Source organism: Streptomyces sp. NPDC001514 (assembly GCF_053597075.1).
In genome coordinates this window covers 65,024-82,513 of sequence record NZ_JBSFHO010000009.1, presented here as the reverse complement: position 1 = coordinate 82,513, position 17,490 = coordinate 65,024, and the positions used below count along the sequence as shown (strand labels likewise).

The 17,490-nt window shown below is 70.3% G+C and carries 14 protein-coding genes; 4 read left to right on the top strand and 10 right to left on the bottom strand.

What is annotated here, in order from left to right; all coding sequences use genetic code 11:
- Nucleotides 1-304 precede the first annotated feature (304 nt).
- The gene (gene nsdA, locus ACWCXB_RS12495; protein WP_450721866.1) at nt 305-1,780 is read right to left on the bottom strand and encodes a transcriptional repressor NsdA; all 1,476 of its coding nucleotides are present in this window, start codon (nt 1,778-1,780) and stop codon (nt 305-307) included.
- 439 nt (nt 1,781-2,219) lie between these two features.
- Here nsdA and ACWCXB_RS12490 point away from each other — a divergent pair, with 439 nt between their 5' ends.
- Nucleotides 2,220-2,885, top strand: a complete 666-nt coding sequence (locus ACWCXB_RS12490; RefSeq protein ID WP_450721864.1) for a bifunctional DNA primase/polymerase — start codon at nt 2,220-2,222, stop codon at nt 2,883-2,885.
- A gap of 461 nt (nt 2,886-3,346) precedes the next feature.
- On the opposite strand, the gene ftsY is transcribed toward ACWCXB_RS12490, so the two are convergent.
- Entirely contained in the window at nt 3,347-4,564 is a 1,218-nt protein-coding gene (ftsY, locus tag ACWCXB_RS12485; protein ID WP_450721862.1) for a signal recognition particle-docking protein FtsY, read from the bottom strand.
- Between the two features lie 372 nt (nt 4,565-4,936).
- Here ftsY and ACWCXB_RS12480 point away from each other — a divergent pair, with 372 nt between their 5' ends.
- A complete protein-coding gene (locus ACWCXB_RS12480) occupies nt 4,937-5,908 on the top strand; it encodes an LLM class flavin-dependent oxidoreductase (protein WP_450721860.1) in 972 nt (323 codons plus the stop codon).
- Between the two features lie 40 nt (nt 5,909-5,948).
- Here ACWCXB_RS12480 and ACWCXB_RS12475 read toward each other — a convergent pair whose 3' ends face one another.
- From ACWCXB_RS12475 to ACWCXB_RS12460, 4 genes are all read right to left on the bottom strand, one after another.
- Nucleotides 5,949-7,370: a sugar porter family MFS transporter gene (locus ACWCXB_RS12475; protein ID WP_450721858.1), complete on the bottom strand. Its 1,422-nt coding sequence runs from the start codon at nt 7,368-7,370 to the stop codon at nt 5,949-5,951.
- A gap of 223 nt (nt 7,371-7,593) precedes the next feature.
- Nucleotides 7,594-11,364, bottom strand: coding sequence for a chromosome segregation SMC family protein (locus ACWCXB_RS12470; protein WP_450721856.1), 3,771 nt, complete (start codon nt 11,362-11,364; stop codon nt 7,594-7,596).
- Nucleotides 11,365-11,556: 192 nt separating this feature from the next.
- Nucleotides 11,557-11,775 (bottom strand): hypothetical protein, encoded by a 219-nt coding sequence (locus tag ACWCXB_RS12465; RefSeq protein ID WP_093653542.1) that lies wholly within the window; start codon nt 11,773-11,775, stop codon nt 11,557-11,559.
- 394 nt (nt 11,776-12,169) lie between these two features.
- The gene (locus ACWCXB_RS12460) at nt 12,170-12,451 is read right to left on the bottom strand and encodes an acylphosphatase (protein ID WP_450721854.1); all 282 of its coding nucleotides are present in this window, start codon (nt 12,449-12,451) and stop codon (nt 12,170-12,172) included.
- Between the two features lie 143 nt (nt 12,452-12,594).
- Between ACWCXB_RS12460 and ACWCXB_RS12455 the strand changes: the two genes are divergently transcribed.
- Both ACWCXB_RS12455 and ACWCXB_RS12450 read left to right on the top strand, forming a co-directional pair.
- A complete protein-coding gene (locus ACWCXB_RS12455) occupies nt 12,595-13,434 on the top strand; it encodes a CAP domain-containing protein (protein ID WP_450721852.1) in 840 nt (279 codons plus the stop codon).
- A gap of 659 nt (nt 13,435-14,093) precedes the next feature.
- Nucleotides 14,094-14,543 (top strand): winged helix-turn-helix transcriptional regulator, encoded by a 450-nt coding sequence (locus tag ACWCXB_RS12450; RefSeq protein WP_450721850.1) that lies wholly within the window; start codon nt 14,094-14,096, stop codon nt 14,541-14,543.
- Here ACWCXB_RS12450 and mutM read toward each other — a convergent pair.
- The 4 genes from mutM to ACWCXB_RS12430 all read right to left on the bottom strand — a co-directional run bounded on the left by mutM (nt 14,456) and on the right by ACWCXB_RS12430 (nt 17,390).
- Nucleotides 14,456-15,358, bottom strand: a complete 903-nt coding sequence (mutM, locus tag ACWCXB_RS12445; protein ID WP_450721848.1) for a bifunctional DNA-formamidopyrimidine glycosylase/DNA-(apurinic or apyrimidinic site) lyase — start codon at nt 15,356-15,358, stop codon at nt 14,456-14,458. The genes ACWCXB_RS12450 and mutM overlap by 88 nt on opposite strands.
- A gap of 388 nt (nt 15,359-15,746) precedes the next feature.
- Nucleotides 15,747-16,556, bottom strand: coding sequence for a ribonuclease III (rnc, locus tag ACWCXB_RS12440; protein ID WP_450721846.1), 810 nt, complete (start codon nt 16,554-16,556; stop codon nt 15,747-15,749).
- Nucleotides 16,557-16,575: 19 nt separating this feature from the next.
- A complete protein-coding gene (gene rpmF, locus ACWCXB_RS12435; RefSeq protein ID WP_026165248.1) occupies nt 16,576-16,749 on the bottom strand; it encodes a 50S ribosomal protein L32 in 174 nt (57 codons plus the stop codon).
- A gap of 2 nt (nt 16,750-16,751) precedes the next feature.
- Nucleotides 16,752-17,390, bottom strand: a complete 639-nt coding sequence (locus tag ACWCXB_RS12430) for a YceD family protein (RefSeq protein WP_450722088.1) — start codon at nt 17,388-17,390, stop codon at nt 16,752-16,754.
- Between the last annotated feature and the right edge of the window lie 100 nt (nt 17,391-17,490).

Genomic DNA, 17,490 nt, shown 5'->3' with positions numbered 1-17,490 from the left:
CTTTGGAGTCGGCCGGTTATGCGCCATGAGGTTGGCGCGCCGCGGTTTCCGCCGATGCCGCTCGATGTTTCACCGCAGTGACGAAGAGGTCGGGCGTGTTACGCGCTCATGAACTGAAGGGTCACGGGAACATCACGCGCGTACCCTCTGCGAGCAGTTCGGGAGCGCCCTGGGGTCTGTCTTCCGGATCCGGAGGACAGACCCTGACCGGTCGCGACGGTCACCCGGCTGACCTGGCGTGGGGGGCCGAGTCGGGCTGTTCGGGGTGACCGTCGCGCCGGGGTCCGGGGATGGCGGCCCGTGGTCAGACCGCCTCGGCGGTCTCGGGCAGCTGGGCGGTGAGCAGATCGGTGAGGTGGACGACCTCGGCGATGTCACCGAAGTCCCTGGCCGCCGTGTCGACGGTCTTGCGCAGCCTGGTGTTGACCCGCTCGGAGCGGACCCGCTTGGCGATGTGCAGGGCCTGCTCGGCGAGCTGTGTGGACTGCTCGGGTTCCTTCTTCAGCAGATGGACCGTGGCCATGCCGATGAGGTTCAGTGCATACGAGCGCTGGTGCTCGTTGTCGTCGTGGAAGAGCTCGACGGCGCGCTCCATGACGGGCTCGGCGAGCGAGGCGTAAGTGGGGCTGCGACCCGCGACGTAGGCCAGGTCGCGGTAGGAGTGGGCGTTCTCGCCGTTGAGCTCGGCCTCGGAGAAGAAGCGGATCCAGTCGGGCTCGGGCTCAGCGGCCTCGAGCGCGTCGGCGAAGGTGTCCTCGGCCATGCGGACGGCCCGCTTGGTCTTGCTGGGCTGTCCCATGTTGGCGTACGCACGGGCCTCCATCGCATACAGCATCGCCTGGGTGCGGGGGGTGGCGCAGTCGCGGCTGCCGTACTGCGCGAGGTGGATCAGCTCCAGGGCGTCGTCGGGCCGGCCGAGGTGGATCATCTGGCGGCTCATGGACGAGAGGATGTACGAGCCGAGGGGCTTGTCGCCGGCCTCCTTGGCGGCGTGCAGGGCGAGGACGAAGTACTTCTGGGCCGTGGGCTGCAGGCCCACGTCGTAACTCATCCAGCCGGCCAGCTCCGCCAGCTCGGCGGCGACCTTGAAGAGCCGTGTGGCGGTGGCCTGGGGCTGGGGCTCCTGGAGCAGGTCGGTCACTTCGTGCAGCTGGCCGACGACCGCCTTGCGGCGCAGTCCGCCGCCGCACTGGGCGTCCCACTGGCGGAACATCGCGGTGGTGGACTCCAGCAGGTCGAGCTCGGGCTTGGAGAGCCGGGAGGGGCGGCGGACGACCGCTGCCGAATCGGTCGGTCCGGGCTCGGCGGCGGGGCTGGGGACGAGCCAGCGCTGCATGGGCTCGATGAGGGCGGGGCCTGCGGAGAGCGCGAGCGAGGTGCCGAGGAAGCCGCGGCGGGCCAGCATGAGGTCGCTGCGCGAGAACTCGCTGATCAGGGCGACGGTCTGGGGGCCGGCCCAGGGCAGGTCCACTCCGGAGACGGAGGGCGACTGGTGGGCCGTGCGCAGTCCGAGGTCCTCGATGGCGACGACACTGCCGAAGCGCTCGGAGAACAGCTCGGAGAGGATGCGCGGAATGGGCTCACGGGGCTGCTCGCCGTCGAGCCAGCGGCGCACGCGCGAGGTGTCCGTGCTGATGTGGTGCGCGCCCATCTGGCGTGCCCTGCGGTTCACCTGCCGTGCGAGCTCGCCCTTCGACCAGCCGCTGCGCATGAACCACGAGCTCAGCTGCTCGTTGGGGCGCTTGCCGGTGGCCGTACCGTCTGCGCCGCTGCCACTCACTGGAATGCCCCCATCCGCATGATGCCTTCGTCGCGCGAACCCGTACCAGAATGCCGTGAACTGCTGCCCTCCGTAGGGAGGTTGCACTCCATCGAACGGGAAATCGATTTGCCTCCGGCATACCCGCCGGCGCGGAGATTTCCAGGGTTCGTGTACCGAAAGTAATCCTACGATCACCGCTCCGGCCATGGCGATTCCATAAACGCCACCATTCGCCACCCCTTCGAATGAACTCGCCGGGCGCCAGGGGCGATTCACTTGACATGCGACGAGCAGGAGTGGGCGGAGCGTTGCGTGCCAGGGCGCACGGACCGGGACGCACCACCCCGAGTGCCGCGAGACGCCGCCAGGTCCGGACCGAGCCGAGCGGATGGACACTCTGCGTCATCGGAACACTCCGGGTCGTAACCACCGGCGAGTTCGACCCGTTGGAGGGGGCATGGGCTTCACGATCGGCGGCAGCCGGGGCGTCCGGGAGATCCGGACCGGCTCACGGCGCCGCGGGCGCGCGACGGAGTGCACAGTGGTGGCCGAGTACACCGGACTCTGGGGCTGGGACGTGGTCCCGGGCGCCAGGGCCTCGGCGGGGCGCTGCTCGTGCGGGGATTCCGCGTGTACGGCCCCGGGGGCGCATCCGCTGGACTTCGCGCCCGAGGTGCCGGCGGGGGCGACGCTCGACGACGCGACGAAGGCATGGGCCCAGGTGCCGGGGGCCGCGATTCTGCTGCCCGTGGGGCGCACGTTCGACGTGCTGGAGGTCGGGGTCGCGGCGGGGCGTCGCGCGCTGGTCCGCCTCGAACGGATGGGCCTGCCCCTCGGCCCGGTCTGCGCGACGCCGACGGGCCGCGCGCAGTTCTTCGTGGCGCCGGGCGCCTCTTCGGAGCTTCCCGAGCTCCTCTACCGCATGGGCTGGGACGACGCGGACCTGGACCTCCACTGCCTGAAGCCCGGCACCTGCATCACGGCGCCCCCCTCGGACCACGCGGGCCTCGGCCCCTCGTACTGGCTCCGCCCGCCGTCGCTGGACACCACCGCCGCCCCGCCCCAGGCCCGGCTCCTGCTGGGCACCCTGGCATACATCTGCCACCGGTCCGCGACGGCGTGACGCACCCGCTGGGCGGGGCTCTTCCCCTCCCCGCCCCGCCCGCTGTGTCGATGTGCGGCTCCGCCGCGTGGGGGCTTCGCCCCGGCTCCCCGTGGACATGACCGGCACCGTCAGGTGGTCCCGCGTGTCCGTCCCCGATCGCCGGACGGGATCGAAATGCCCGAACGCGAAACCGGCCCCGCGCCGCCGAGGGCGGACACGGGGCCGGGGGTGCGGAGGTGGTGCTCCTGCGAGGAACCCCTAGGTCCTGTCCGGTCGATCAGGCCGGATCAGTGAGCGGGGTCTGGTGCCGTACATCGCAAGGCGGAGGTGGGGGTCCCCCCGCCGAGGCAGGGGGAGAAATCGACGCGGTGGGGGCACCTCCCGTGCCCGAAGGGCTACGGGGGAGTCGGTGACCGACGACAACGCAGCGAGGTGCGGTGCCAGGGCACGCGAGCCCGGCAAGATCGGCCGGACAGGACCTAGTCGCCGATCAGGGCGTCGACGAAGGCCTCCGGCTCGAACGGGGCCAGGTCGTCCGGACCCTCGCCCAGGCCGATCAGCTTCACCGGGACGCCCAGCTCGCGCTGGACCGCGACGACGATGCCGCCCTTCGCCGTGCCGTCGAGCTTGGTGAGGACGATGCCGGTGATGTCGACGACCTCGGCGAAGACACGGGCCTGGACCAGGCCGTTCTGGCCGGTCGTCGCGTCGAGCACGAGCAGGACCTCGTCCAGCGGTCCGTGCTTCTCCACGACGCGCTTGACCTTGCCGAGCTCGTCCATGAGGCCGGTCTTCGTGTGGAGCCGGCCGGCCGTGTCGATGAGGACGACGTCTGCGCCCTCGGTGATGCCCTCCTTGACCGCGTCGAAGGCGACCGACGCCGGGTCGCCGTTCTCCGGACCGCGGACCGTGCGCGCGCCGACCCGGTCGCCCCAGGTCTGGAGCTGATCCGTGGCGGCGGCGCGGAACGTGTCGGCGGCACCCAGGACCACCGACTTGCCGTCGGCCACCAGCACCCGCGCCAGCTTTCCGGTGGTCGTGGTCTTGCCGGTGCCGTTGACGCCGACGACCATCACGATGCCCGGGGTCCCCGAGCCGTTCTCGGTCTTCACCGCGCGGTCGAAGTCCGTGCCGACCAGCAGCAGCAGTTCCTCCCGGAGCAGGCCGCGCAGCTCCTCGGGCGTGCGGGTGCCCAGCACCTTCACGCGTTCACGCAGGTGCTCGACCAGTTCCTGCGTCGGCGCGACGCCGACGTCCGCGGTGAGGAGCGTGTCCTCGATCTCCTCCCACGTCTCCTCGTCGAGGTGTTCGCGGGAGAGCAGGGTCAGCAGGCCCTTGCCGAGCGTGTTCTGCGAGCGGGCCAGCCGGGCGCGCAGCCGTACGAGACGGCCCGCGGTCGGTTCCGGGATCTCGATCTCGGGGGCGGCGGGAGCCTCCGGCTCCTCGACCGCGACCGGCGCCTCCACGGCCGGTTCGGCCGTCGGGAGGTCGACCTCTTCGATGGTGCGGCGTGGTTCTTCCCGCGGGGTCTCCGCCTCCTCGCCGACGTGCGGCTCGGCGGGCGGAGCAGTGATGGTCGGCGTGCTCGACGGGGCGGACGGCGGCAGCTGCTTCTTCCGGCGGCTGCTGACGACGAGCCCGCTGATCGCGCCGACCGCGACCAGAGCGATGACTACAGCAAGGATGACGAATTCCATAACGCATCAAGTATGCGTGACCTCCCGCCTGAGGATTCGTTCCTGGCAGGGGGTGTCCGACCCTGCGGGCCGGGCTGGTCCGTCGCCCGGCCTGGTGTCGTGAGAAGCCTGTGAGGGCGGGGTCACAACCCGTTCAGGGGGTATCAGGCTGCCGCGCGCCTGGCCATGAACATCAACGGCTGGCGGTGACCATCCTCGTCGCGGCGCTTCTGCACGCCGTGCCCGCACGTGTACGCACCGTGCTGCCGCGCACCAGTACGGCCGCCACGACGGACCGCGGAAGAGCGCGAGCCCGCGGCTGTTTCCATCTGACACAACGTCAGCTAACGTCCCTCTTCGCTACCGGCACCCGGCAGAGGGGGACGTCTCGTCATGGCCTTCACAGTCGTACGGTTCAACCTCGTCGACCCCGCAGCGACCCCCGAGTCACTCGCGGCCCGCTACCGGGCCGCCCTGGAGATGGCCGCGTACGCCGACGACCGTGGCGTCGACACGGTCCAGACCGAGGAGCACCACGGCGCCGCAAACAACTGGCTGCCGTCCCCCTTCGCCTTCGCGGGCGCGGTCTTCGGCGCGACCCGGCGGATCGCGGTCACCGTCTCGGCGATCATCGGCCCGCTGCACGATCCGCTGCGGCTGGCCGAGGAGATCGCCGTACTCGATCTGCTGAGCAAGGGACGGCTGATCACGGTCGCGGGCATCGGCTACCGGCCCGAGGAGTACGCGGCCCACGGTGTCGACTGGAAGCGCCGCGGCGCGCTCCAGGACGAACTCCTGGACACCCTGCTCGCGGCCTGGACGGGCGAGGAGTTCATCCATCAGGGGCGTACGGTCCGGGTGACCCCGCGCCCGTACACCCAGCCGCACCCGTTGCTGCTCGTCGGCGGCTCGTCGAAACCGGCGGCCAGGCGCGCCGCCCGCCGCGGGCTGCCGTTCTTCCCGAGCGCGCATCTGCCGGAGCTGGAGGCGTACTACCACCAGCTGCGCGAGGAGTACGGAACGGACGGCTTCTGCATGATGCCGGCGGCCGAGACGCCGCTGCTGCACATCGCGGAGGACCCGGACGAGACCTGGGCCCGGTACGGGGAGCACTTCCTGCACGAGGCGCGTACGTACGCCTCCTGGCAGTCCGGCGACATCCGCTCGGCGGTGAAGTCGGCGGCGACGACGGTGGAGGAGCTGCGGGCGGAGGGGGTGTACCGGGTGCTGACGCCGGAGGAGTGCGCATCGCTCACCGCCGACAGTCTCGTACTGCATCCGCTGTGTGGCGGGATGCCCGTCGACGAGGGCTGGCGCAGCATCCATCTGTTCTGCGAACAGGTACTGCCCCGGCTCAAGGGCTGAACCGGGGCAGTTCCGTGACCGAGGAGAGGGGCAGCGGGGATTAGCCCATCTCCTCCAACGCCTTGCCCTTCGTCTCCGGCACCCACTTGAGGATGAAGGGGATCGAGAGCACGGCGAAGACCGTGTAGATGACGTACGCGCCCGACAGGTCCCAGTCCGACAGGCTCGGGAAGGTCACCGTGATCAGCCAGTTGGCGATCCACTGGGCGGAGGCGGCGACACCCAGCGCGGCGGCGCGGATCTTGCCGGGGAACATCTCGCCGAGCAGCACCCACACCACGACGCCCCAGGAGAGGGCGAAGAAGAGCACGAAGAAGTTGGCGGCGAAGAGCGCCACGGCGCCCTGGAGGTCGGGCAGCGAGACGTTCTTGCCGACTCCGCTCCGGTACGAGAAGGCCCAGGCGGCGACGCCCAGCGAGATCGACATGCCGACGGACCCGATGAGGGCGAGCGGCTTGCGGCCGATCCGGTCGACGAGGAGCATCGCGATCACCGTGCCGATGATGTTCACGATGGACGTCTCGAAGGAGTAGAGGAACGAGCTCTCCGGGTTGACGCCGACCGACTGCCACAGCGAGGAGCTGTAGTAGAAGATCACGTTGATGCCGACCAGCTGCTGGAAGACGGAGAGGCCGATACCGACCCAGACGATCGGCAGGAAGAGGAACTTGCCGCCCAGCAGGTCCCTGAACGAGGGCTTCACCTCGTGCCGCATGTTCCGCTCGATCTCGGCGACCCGGGTGTCCAGGTTCACCGCCTTGCCCTCGACGTCGCGGAGCACCTTGCGGGCCTGGTCGAAGCGTCCGACGGAGATCAGGTAGCGGGGCGACTCGGGGATCACCAAGGAGAGCAGTCCGTAGAGCACGGCCGGGACGACCATGATGCCGAGCATCCACTGCCAGGCCTCGAAGCCGCCGACGCTGCCGCGCTGTTCGCCGCCCGCGAGACTGAGGATGCCGTAGTTGACCAGCTGTGAGATGGCGATGCCGGTGACGATGGCGGCCTGCTGGAAGGAGGCGAGGCGGCCTCGGTACACGGGCGGGGAGACCTCGGCGATGTAGGCCGGGGCGATGACCGAGGCCATACCGATGGCGATGCCGCCGATGACACGCCACATGGCGAGGTCCCAGAGGGCGAACGGCAGCGCGGAGCCGAGCGCACTGGCGGTGAACAGGACGGAGGCGATCTGCATGACGCGGATGCGGCCGATGCGGTCGGCGATCCGGCCGGCCGTCGCGGCACCGATGGCACAGCCGATAAGTGCGGCGGCGATGACCTGGGCCAGGGCCTCGGAGCCGACGTCGAAGCGGTCGCGGATCGCGACGACGGCTCCGTTGATCACCGCGCTGTCGTAGCCGAAGAGGAAGCCACCCATCGCCGCCGCCGCCGCGATGAAGATGACGTGGCTGAGATGCTCCGGCCTGGCCTTACGGCCTTCGGGTGCCTGCGGTGTGCTGGTCACGTGTACTCCTGGGGCCGCCCGGCAGCGGCGCCGGACGTTGTGGGGCGAGCCCTTCCAGTGGCGCACAAGATCACGCCGCCCACCACTTGAAGGTAAAAGCAACGTTGCAGAGACTATGCCTTCAAGTTTCGAAGTCAACACGGGCGTCAGCAGTCGAGAGAGCTCCGGGTTGGGCACTTTTAGTTCAAGTGTTGAAGATCCAGTGGAGACGAGGTGACCCGGCTCAGCGAAGTCGCTGGCTGATGACCTTCGAGACGCCGTCGCCCTGCATGGACACGCCGTACAGCGCGTCCGCGACCTCCATCGTCCGCTTCTGGTGCGTGATCACGATCAGCTGGGAACTCTCCTGGAGCTCCTGCATGATCCGGATCAGCCGCTGGAGGTTGGTGTCGTCCAGGGCCGCCTCGACCTCGTCCATGACGTAGAAGGGACTGGGCCTGGCCTTGAAGATCGACACCAGCATGGCCACGGCGGTCAGCGAACGCTCGCCGCCGGACAACAGCGACAGCCGCTTGACCTTCTTGCCCGGCGGGCGGGCCTCGACGTCGACGCCCGTGGTGAGCATGTTGTCGGGGTCGGTCAGGATGAGCCGGCCCTCGCCGCCCGGGAAGAGGCGCGAGAAGACGCCCTCGAACTCGCGTGCGGTGTCGCGGTATGCCTCCGTGAAGACCTGCTCGACGCGCTCGTCGACCTCCTTGACCACCTGGAGGAGATCGGCACGGGTCTTCTTCAGGTCTTCGAGCTGCTCGGAGAGGAACTTGTGCCGTTCCTCCAGGGCCGCGAACTCCTCGAGGGCGAGCGGATTCACCTTTCCGAGCTGCTGGTAGGCCCGTTCGGCGGACTTGAGGCGCTTCTCCTGCTCGGCGCGGACGAAGGGCCGCGGCTGGTTCCGCGGATGTTCCGGGTCCTCGGGGAGCTCCTCGCCCTCCGCGGGCAGCGACGGCGGTACGAGCTGGTCCGGGCCGTACTCGGACACGAGGCCCGCGGGTTCGACGCCGAGCTCCTCCAGGGCCTTGGTCTCCAGCTGCTCGATGCGCAGACGCTTCTCGGCGCCGAGCACCTCGCCGCGGTGGACGGAGTCGGTGAGCTTGTCGAGCTCGCTCTTGAGGTCGCGGCCCTCGGACCGGGCGGCCGTCAGCTCCCGCTCACGGGCCGACTTGGCGGCCTCGGCCGCGGTCCGCTCCTGCTCGGCGCGTACGACGGAGACCTCGACATGGGCGAGGAGCTGGCGCGCGCCACTGGCCACGGCCTCGGCGACGGCTGCCTCGTGGCGGAGCCGGGCGCGCCGCTGCTCGGCGCGCGCCCGTGCCTCGCGCTCGGCGCGCGCCCCGCGGTCGAGCGCGTCGGCGCGGCCCGCGAGCCCCTTGACGCGCTCCTCGTGGGTACGGACCTGGAGGCGGGCCTCCATCTCGGTCTGGCGGGCGTTGGCACCGTCGGCCGCGAGCCGGTCCCGTACGGACGTGTCGGGCTCCTCCTCGACCGGCGTCTCCTCGGCAACGGCGAGCCGCTCGGCGAGCTCCTCCACCTCGTACAGCGCCTGCTCCAGCGCCTCCTGGGCGCGGGCTGCCGCAGCGGCCGTCCGCTCGGCCTCCCCGGCGGCGCCGCGCGCCTGCCCGGCGAGCCGTCCGAGCTGCTGCGCGACCCCGGCCTTCTCCCTCTCGGCCGCCCGCCGCCGCTCCCCCAACTCCTCGACGAGCCCGCCGCACTCGGTACGCCGCGCCCCGGCCTCTTGCTGCCGCCCGGCCAGCTCCTCGCACCGTACGGCCAGCTCCTCCAACTCCGCCGCGGCCTCGTCGACGGCCGCCTGCACCTCGAGCAGACTGGGTGCCCCCGCCGACCCTCCGTGCGCGAAGTGCGCGCCGAGCACATCGCCTTCGGCGGTGACGGCGACAACGCCCGGCTGTGCCTGCACGAGGTCCTCGGCGTCCTCCAGGGTCCCGACGACCACCATGTCCCGCACGAGCCGCTCTACGGCAGGCATCAGCTCCACAGGCCCACGAACCAGCGCGGCGACGCGGGGCGTCGTGTCGTGTCCGCCGCCGGAAACGGCGGAGCCGTCCGCGGGCGCGGCGGAGCCCGGCACTCCGGGCGGGCCGACAGGCGGCGTCGAGCCGTCGTCGGTCGCCTGGGCGGGGACGCCGGCCTGCGCCGAACGGTGCCAGGGGTCGCCGGACGCGGGAGCGGCCGCGGCATCAGGCCCGGTCCCGCTCGCCGTGACCGGGCGGCCGGCGGCCGGACTGCCCGTCACTTCTCCTGCGTCGGACCCGCCCTGCGCCGGGACGGACAGCAGCAGGGACGCGCGCCCCGCGTCCTGCTTACGGAGCAGGCGAATCGCTTCTGCCGCCGTGGACGGGTCCGTGACCGCGATCGCGTCCGCCGCGGCGCCGAGCGCCGCCGCGACCGGGATCTCGTAGCCGGGGGTCACCGTCAGAAGCTCGGCGGCGGGGCCCAGCAGGCCGGTGAGACGGTCGCGGGCCCCCAGGAGCGCGCCGGTGCCGTCCTTGCGGCGCAGGCCCTGGGCGAGGGCTTCGTGGCGGGCGGCGAGGGCCGCGCGCTTGCGCTCCGCCGCGGTGGCCGCCTCGCGGGCCGCGGACAACGCGGCCTCCGCCTCCGCCAGTTCACGTTTGGCCGCTTCGTGCTGGTCCGCGAGGGCCGAGTCGTCCGCGTCCAGGCCGTCGACCTCGGCCTTGAGCTGTTCGTACTCCTCCTGCGCCGTGGCCGCCCGCTCCTGTGCCTCGTCGCGGGCCGCAGCGAGGCGGCCGATCTCCGCCTGGGCCGAGGCCGCGCGCGAACGGGCCGCGTTGACCTGGCCGTTCAGCCGTGCGAGACCCTCGCGCCGGTCGGCGATCGCGCGGGCCACGTCCTTCAGCCGGCGCTCCTCGACCGCGAGCTCGCGCTCCAGTTCGGCGCGATGCGCGACGGTGTCGTCCAGGGCACGCTCGGCCGCCTCCAACGCGGCCTCCAGCTCCGCCTCCTGCTCACGGATCCGGGCGGCCTCGCGCTCCATGTCCTCGGGGTCCCGGCCGCGCCGCTCCTCCGTGGGCGCCGACGTCGCGCTCTTCACCCGTGCGTCGGCCAGCGACACCGTGCCCCGCACCCGTTCGGCCAGCTGCGACAGTTCGTACCAGGTCTGCTGGGCCCGCTGCAGCCGCGGTGCGAGCCGCCGTACCTCGTCCTCCAGTTCCGCCTCGCGTGCCAGCGCGGCCTTGAGCTCCGCCTCCGCGGCCTCCTTGCGCTGCTTCAGCGCGGCCTCGTCGGCGATCTCGGACTTCAGCGCCTCCCGCAGCCGTACCAGGTCGTCGGCGAGCAGCCGCAGCCGGGCGTCGCGCAGATCGGCCTGGATGACGGCCGCCCGCCGCGCCACCGCGGCCTGCCGTCCCAGCGGCTTGAGCTGCCGCCGCAGCTCGTCGGTCAGGTCCTGGACACGGGCGAGGTTCGCCTGCATCGCGTCCAGCTTCCGCAGCGCCTTCTCTTTCCGCTTGCGGTGCTTGAGGACCCCGGCCGCCTCTTCGATGAATGCACGGCGTCCCATCGGATCCGCGTGCAGGACCGAGTCGAGCTGCCCCTGCCCGACGATGACGTGCATCTCCCGACCGATTCCCGAGTCGGAGAGGAGTTCCTGAATGTCCAGCAATCGGCAGGTGTCGCCGTTGATCTGGTATTCGCTGCCGCCGTTGCGGAACATGATCCGCGTAATGGTGACCTCGGCGTACTCGATGGGCAGCGCGCCGTCGGAATTGTCGATCGTCAGGGACACCTCGGCGCGGCCGAGCGGGGGCCGCCCGGTCGTCCCGGCGAAGATGACGTCTTCCATCTTGCCGCCGCGCAGCGACTTGGCGCCCTGCTCGCCCATGACCCACGACAGCGCGTCCACCACATTGGACTTGCCTGAGCCGTTCGGCCCCACGACACACGTGATGCCCGGCTCGAAACGCAGCGTCGTGGTGGACGCGAAGGATTTGAACCCACGCAGGGTCAGGGCCTTGAGATGCACGCCCGAGGACTCTACCTTTCGGTCTCGGTTTCACCTATGAAGGTGCAGGGCACATCAGACGGTAAAGCACGGTGAACGCAGCCCAACACCCGGGGAGACAAAAGGGGGAGGAAAGAAAGAAGGGACGCCGAAGCGTCCCTTGCATACCTACTTGCGAGAGTGTTTCTCACCTGATCCCGACAGGGACTGGAGTCAGGTGAGCGCCGGCTCGCCCTTGGGTACGTCGATGTCGATGCCTTCGAGCAGCGACTCGCCATGGTGCTGTGCGGCGGCAGCGCTCAGCGCGTCGTTCTCGGACTGGATCCGTACGAGCTCGGACTCCAGGTCCTGGACGCGCTGCTGAAGCCGTCGCATCTCGGCGAGGAGTCGCGGGTCGGAACCGCCGACGTAACCGAGAAGCGCCTTTGCCATGATGGATGGTCCTCCACACTGAGTGACCGACCGATGCGGTGTGGGTCGTGAGGGATTCGCACCCGCGGTGCCTGGCAGCGGCTTGTCATCACGCGGTTCGTACTGCCAAACAGCTAAGGTGCGCGGGGCTTCCAGCGTCTCACCAAAAAGTTTGACGGTCAACACGATCACGCCCCGCATCAACGGACAGCCCGGGGGCTCACGGCCGTCGAAGTGACGGCGGCGGCGCTCCAGCGGGGCCCTGGGGGCGTGGAGATCATCCTTCCTTCCGCAGCCTGGCACGGCAAGACCGTCATTGGCAACCACCAGGCCGTTTCCCCCGAACACGCGTGCTGTCGGCAGTCATCTGAACACACCGTGTGGCCGCCCGCACGGGCCTCCCCGGGGCTCTCGCTCAGCGGATCGCGAACCCGTCATACCCCCCTCGCGGGGTGCCCCAGATCTCGGTGACACCGTCGACCCTGCCGGGCGTGTCGGACGAGCAGAGCCAGTCCAGCAGACGGTGGCAATTCTCACGTGGCCCTTCTGCCACAACCTGCACTCTGCCGTCGTCGAGATTGAGTGCAAAGCCGTGAAGGCAGCCGATCTCCAGAGCATTTGCCCTGGTGAACCAACGGAAGCCCACTCCCTGTACTCGGCCGCGTACCCAGGCGGTGAGCCGTGCATGTTCATTCATGCGCGCAAGCTAACCGACCAATTATTTTCGGATCACATCGCCCTCCCGACTCTTCGCGTACAGTCGCGACGCAATGGGCCTCACTCGTTCGGGTGAGTCCCTCTGTCATCGAGTGTGAAGTCGAATAGAGAAAGGGCGAGCGGATGGGACGCCACCGCCGGAAGAAGCGGGCTGCAGTGCCCGTACGTACCGGACTGCTCGGAGCCTCCGCCGCCATGGCGGTGGGCGCCGTGGCCGTGGCTTCCGGTCTGCTGCCGGGCGGCGAGAAGTTCGTCATGGGCGGAAGCAGCACCAGCGGTCAGCAGGTGCGTGAGTCGGCCTCCGGACAGCTGAGCGCGCAGGGCGGCGCCTCCGCCACGCCCTCCGACCGTCCGTCGGCGAGCGTGAGCCCCACCGCCGGGGCCTCGGCGTCGAAGGGCGCGTCCTCGACGTCCGGCAAGGCGTCCGCGACTCCGTCGAAGCCGAAGACGACGGCGCCCGGGACGAAGAAGCCCGCCGCCCCGGCGAAGAAGACGCCGGAGAAGCCGGCCCAGCAGACCAAGGCCCCGGAGCGCAAGGCCCCGGCCACTCCCCCGAAGCCGCCCAGGTCCAAGGCCCCGACCGGCGCGGTTGCAGCGGAGGCGGCGGTGCTGAGGCTCGTGAACGAGGAGCGCGCCAAGGTGGGCTGCAGCCCGGTGCGCGCCGATGCGTCGCTGGCGGCGCTCGCCGGTTCGTTCAGCGCGGACATGGCGACCCGTGGCTTCTTCGACCACACCGACCTGGACGGCGACACCCCGTGGGACCGGGCTGCGCAGGCCGGAGTCACCGGGATGGCCGCGGAGAACATAGCCCGTGGGCAGGCCGACGCGGAGACGGTGATGCGGTCGTGGATGAACAGCGACGGCCACCGCGCGAACATTCTCAACTGCGACTACCGGACGATGGGCGTGGGTGTCTACTTCGCGGACGGCGGTCCGTGGTGGACCCAGGACTTCGGCTTCTGAGATTTCCGCAGGTCAGCGACCTGTGAACCTTCCTGGGCCGTTTCGGGGCCACCATTGGCGCCCGAAGCGGCCCAGACTGCGTCCACCAGGGCTTTGACGCTCTCCCCCGCGTCCAGGAGCACGGACGCATAGAAGTGCCGTAACGCGTGCATGCCGTTGTCCCGCCCACTACTCACACCAGCGGCGCGGACTGCCGGGCGCCACTGCCGATCGTTGAACCGATTCCGATTCAGCGACAGGCCCTCAGGACTCGTGGAAACCGGACGGCAGTGGGGCGGATTCCCTGCTTCCGAGACTGAAGTGGCTACCACACAATGGGCACTCAGAGGGGAGGGATGGACATGTCACGACGATGGAAGATCACGATCATCGTGCTGACGGCGGGGATCGCCGTCCTGGTCCTGTGCTTGCTCTACGGGCCCTATTACTTCATTCGCTGGGCGGACGACCCGGGCAAGTAAGGCACGAGACGCCGACCGGGCACCCGGTCGGGGTCTCACCTCGTCCAACACTCCTTCGGTCCGGACCGTCTCGGGGCGGTGCGAGGGTGGCCAGTGGTGACAGATGCCGACAACCAGTCACGAGATCACCGCAGGTCAACAAGTTGCGCTGTCATGGCCACGTCTTCCCGACCACTAACTTCCAGTAAGCGCAGGCGTATGGTGGCTGTCGTGGACGACGACCTCGCCTTCGACGTGTTCGACCGGCAGTGCCCGTCGCGCGGCACGCTGGAGCATGTGACCGGGCGGTGGGGCAGCCTGACGCTGGGCGCTCTGTACGAGTCCGGCTTCCGCTTCAACCAGCTGCGGCGGCGCGTCGACGGCGTCAGCGAGAAGATGCTGTCGCAGACGCTGCAGGCCCTGGAGCGGGACGGGCTGGTGCACCGCGAGGCACAGCCGACGAATCCGCCCCGGGTCGACTACGAGCTGACGCCGCTCGGGCGGGATGTCGCCGAGCGGCTGCTGGGCCTGATCCAGCTCGTGGAGAGCCGCATGCCCGAGGTGCTGACCGCGCGCGATCGTTACGACACGGTGCGCGGGTGTGGCGACGCGACACGCGTGGGTGACGATGCGACGCGCGGCGGGCGCTGGCAGCGCGGGCAGAAGTAGCTGGACCGGTTCATCCAGGGGCGCCGCCGCATCAGGGTGCCGCAGCGGCGGCACGGCTCGCCCTCGCGGCCGTACGCGTCCAGGGAGCGGTCGAAGTACCCCGATTCGCCGTTCACATTGACGTAGAGGCTGTCGAAACTGGTGCCGCCGGCGTCGAGGGCGGCGTTCATGACGTCACGAGCATGCCCGAGGAGCTCGGCGGACCGGGGCCGGGTCAGCGTCGCCGTCGGCCGGTCGTAGTGCAGCTTGGCGCGCCACAGGGCCTCGTCGGCGTAGATGTTGCCGACGCCGCTGATCAGCGACTGGTCGAGCAGGGCGCGCTTCACGGTCGTGCGGCGCAGGCGCAGTGCGGTGACGAACGCGTCGTCGTCGAACTCGGGGTCGAGCGGGTCCCGCGCGATATGGGCGATGGCCTCCGGGAGACCTTCGGGCGTGGTGTCGTGCACCGAAAGACCGCCGAAGGTGCGCTGGTCGACGAAGCGCAGCTCGGTGCCGAGGTCGTCGGCGAACCGGACCCGGATCCGCAGATGCTTCTCGTCGGCGGCCGCCTCCGGCTGGACGAGCAGCTGCCCGCTCATGCCCAGATGCCCGAGCACCGCGTCGCCGCTGTCCTCCAGCGGCAGCCAGAGGTACTTGCCCCGCCGCTGTGCGGCCCCTATCCGATGGCCCTTGAGCCGCGCCGCGAAGTCCTCCCCGCCGCCGAGGTGTCGGCGTACGGCCCGCGGATGCAGGACCTGCACCTCCGCGACGACCCGGCCGGCCACCCAGGTCTCGAGGCCTCGCCGCACGACTTCAACCTCGGGCAACTCGGGCACGGGTCTCCTCCGGAGGAGCTACGGAACGACGCCCGCAGCCTACCTCCGGGCGCCGCCCGTGCGGGGCCGGGGGCTGTGCCTTGGGCGCCTGCGGCGGGCCCACGCGGCGGAGCCGCACATGGACACGGCCCCGCCCCTTCCCGCGGTGTCGATCTGCGGCTCCGCCGCGTGGGGGGCTCCGCCCCGGACGCCGTCCTCTCGGGGGGCTCCGCCCGTTCCCAGCCCGTCCGGCGTTCGAGGACGGACACTCCCGCCCGCTCGCCGGTAACCGGGCACGCCCCAGGGTCCGGCGGCGAAGCCCCGATTCGGGGCGGGGCGAGCCGGTCGGCCGGAAAGGAAAGAACCCCCCGCCGCGCAGAGCGCGGCGAGGGGCAGGAGCGGTGTGTCGTCAGGCTGTCGTTTGGGGCGAAGGGGTGTCGGCGGGCCCTTCGGCCTCAGAGGCGGCGGCCTTCGCCGCCGCGGCGCGTTCGTCCGCGGCGGCGCGGATCGCGCGCCACGCGGACTCCGCAGCCTGCTGCTCCGCTTCCTTCTTGCTGCGGCCGGTGCCGGTGCCGTACGAGACACCACCGACGCGGGCGGCAGCAGTGAAGATCTTCTCGTGGTCCGGACCGGTCTCGGTGACCAGGTACTCGGGCACGCCCAGACCCTCGGCCGCGGTCAGCTCCTGGAGGCTGGTCTTCCAGTCCAGGCCTGCGCCGAGGTTCGAGGATTTCTCGATCAGCGGGTCGAAGAGCCGGTGCACCAGCTCGGACGCCGCGTCGAGGCCCTGGTCGAGATAGACCGCGCCGATCACCGCTTCCAGGGTGTCGGCGAGGATGGACGCCTTGTCCCGGCCGCCCGTGCCCTCTTCACCCCGGCCGAGCCGGATGAAGGAGCCCAGGTCGAGGCCACGTCCGACCTCCGCCAGCGCACGCGAGTTGACCACCGCGGCCCGCAGCTTGGCCAGCTGGCCTTCGGGCAGGTCGGGGTGGGTGCGGTAGAGCGTGTCCGTGACCACCAGTCCGAGCACCGAGTCCCCGAGGAACTCGAGCCGCTCGTTGGTGGGCAGGCCGCCGTTCTCGTACGCGTACGAACGGTGGGTCAGTGCACGCACCAGAAGGGCGGACTCGAGCTGATACCCGAGCCGCCCTTCCAGAAGCGTGTGGGACGAGGCTGCGCTTGCGTTGTCTGCCTGCTTACTGTTGCCGGCGTCAGACATGGAGCCTCTCACCAGCCGCTCAGACCTCGAGGACCTGGCGCTTGTTGTAGGTGCCGCAGCTCGGGCACGCGATGTGCTGCTGCTTCGGCTCCTGGCAACGCTCACACGAAACCAGGGTGGGGACCGCAGCCTTCCACTGCGACCGGCGGTGGCGCGTATTGCTGCGCGACATCTTCCGCTTCGGAACAGCCACGGCTACTTCTCCTGCTTCTCGTCGACGCCCGCTTCGGCGCCGCTCATGTTGTCCTTCTCATCGGTTCCGAGTGAACCGGCGAGTCCCTGCAGTGCCGCCCAACGAATGTCGACGGCGTCGTGATGGTGGTCCGGGTCTTCGTTCAGGTTGATCCCGCATTCGGGACACAGGCCTGCACAGTCCTCCCGGCACACCGGCTGCATCGGCAGTGCGAGCACCACCGCATCCCGCAGCACGGGTTCGAGGCCGAGCAAGCCGTCCTCGAGGAAGAGCCTGTCCTCGTCGTCCTCGGCGTCGTCGACAGGTTCCGCCTTGGGGCGGCCCCGGTCGTCGGCGTCAGGGTACGAGAACATCTCCTGGAAGTCCGCCGCGACCTCCTGGTGCAGCGGCTCCAGACACCTTACGCACTCCCCCTCGGCCGTCGCACGGGCGGTGCCTGTGACGAGCACACCTTCCATGACCGACTCGAGACGGAGCTCCAGCTCCATCGGCGCGCCCTCGGGCACACCGACGACCCCTTCGATACCGAAGTCCTTGGGGGCCGCGACCGAGCGGGAGAGCCGCTGGAGCGCACCGGGCCGCCGACCCAGCTCGTGCGTGTCGAACACGAGTGGGTTGCGGTGGTCGAGGCGGGCGTTCAGGGTTCTTCCTGCTTTCGGATCGTGTGGGGGGGCCGCGAAATCAGCGCAGCATCGAATGCGGCGCACGCGCGACCGAAGAGCCAGGATACTGGACCGTTCG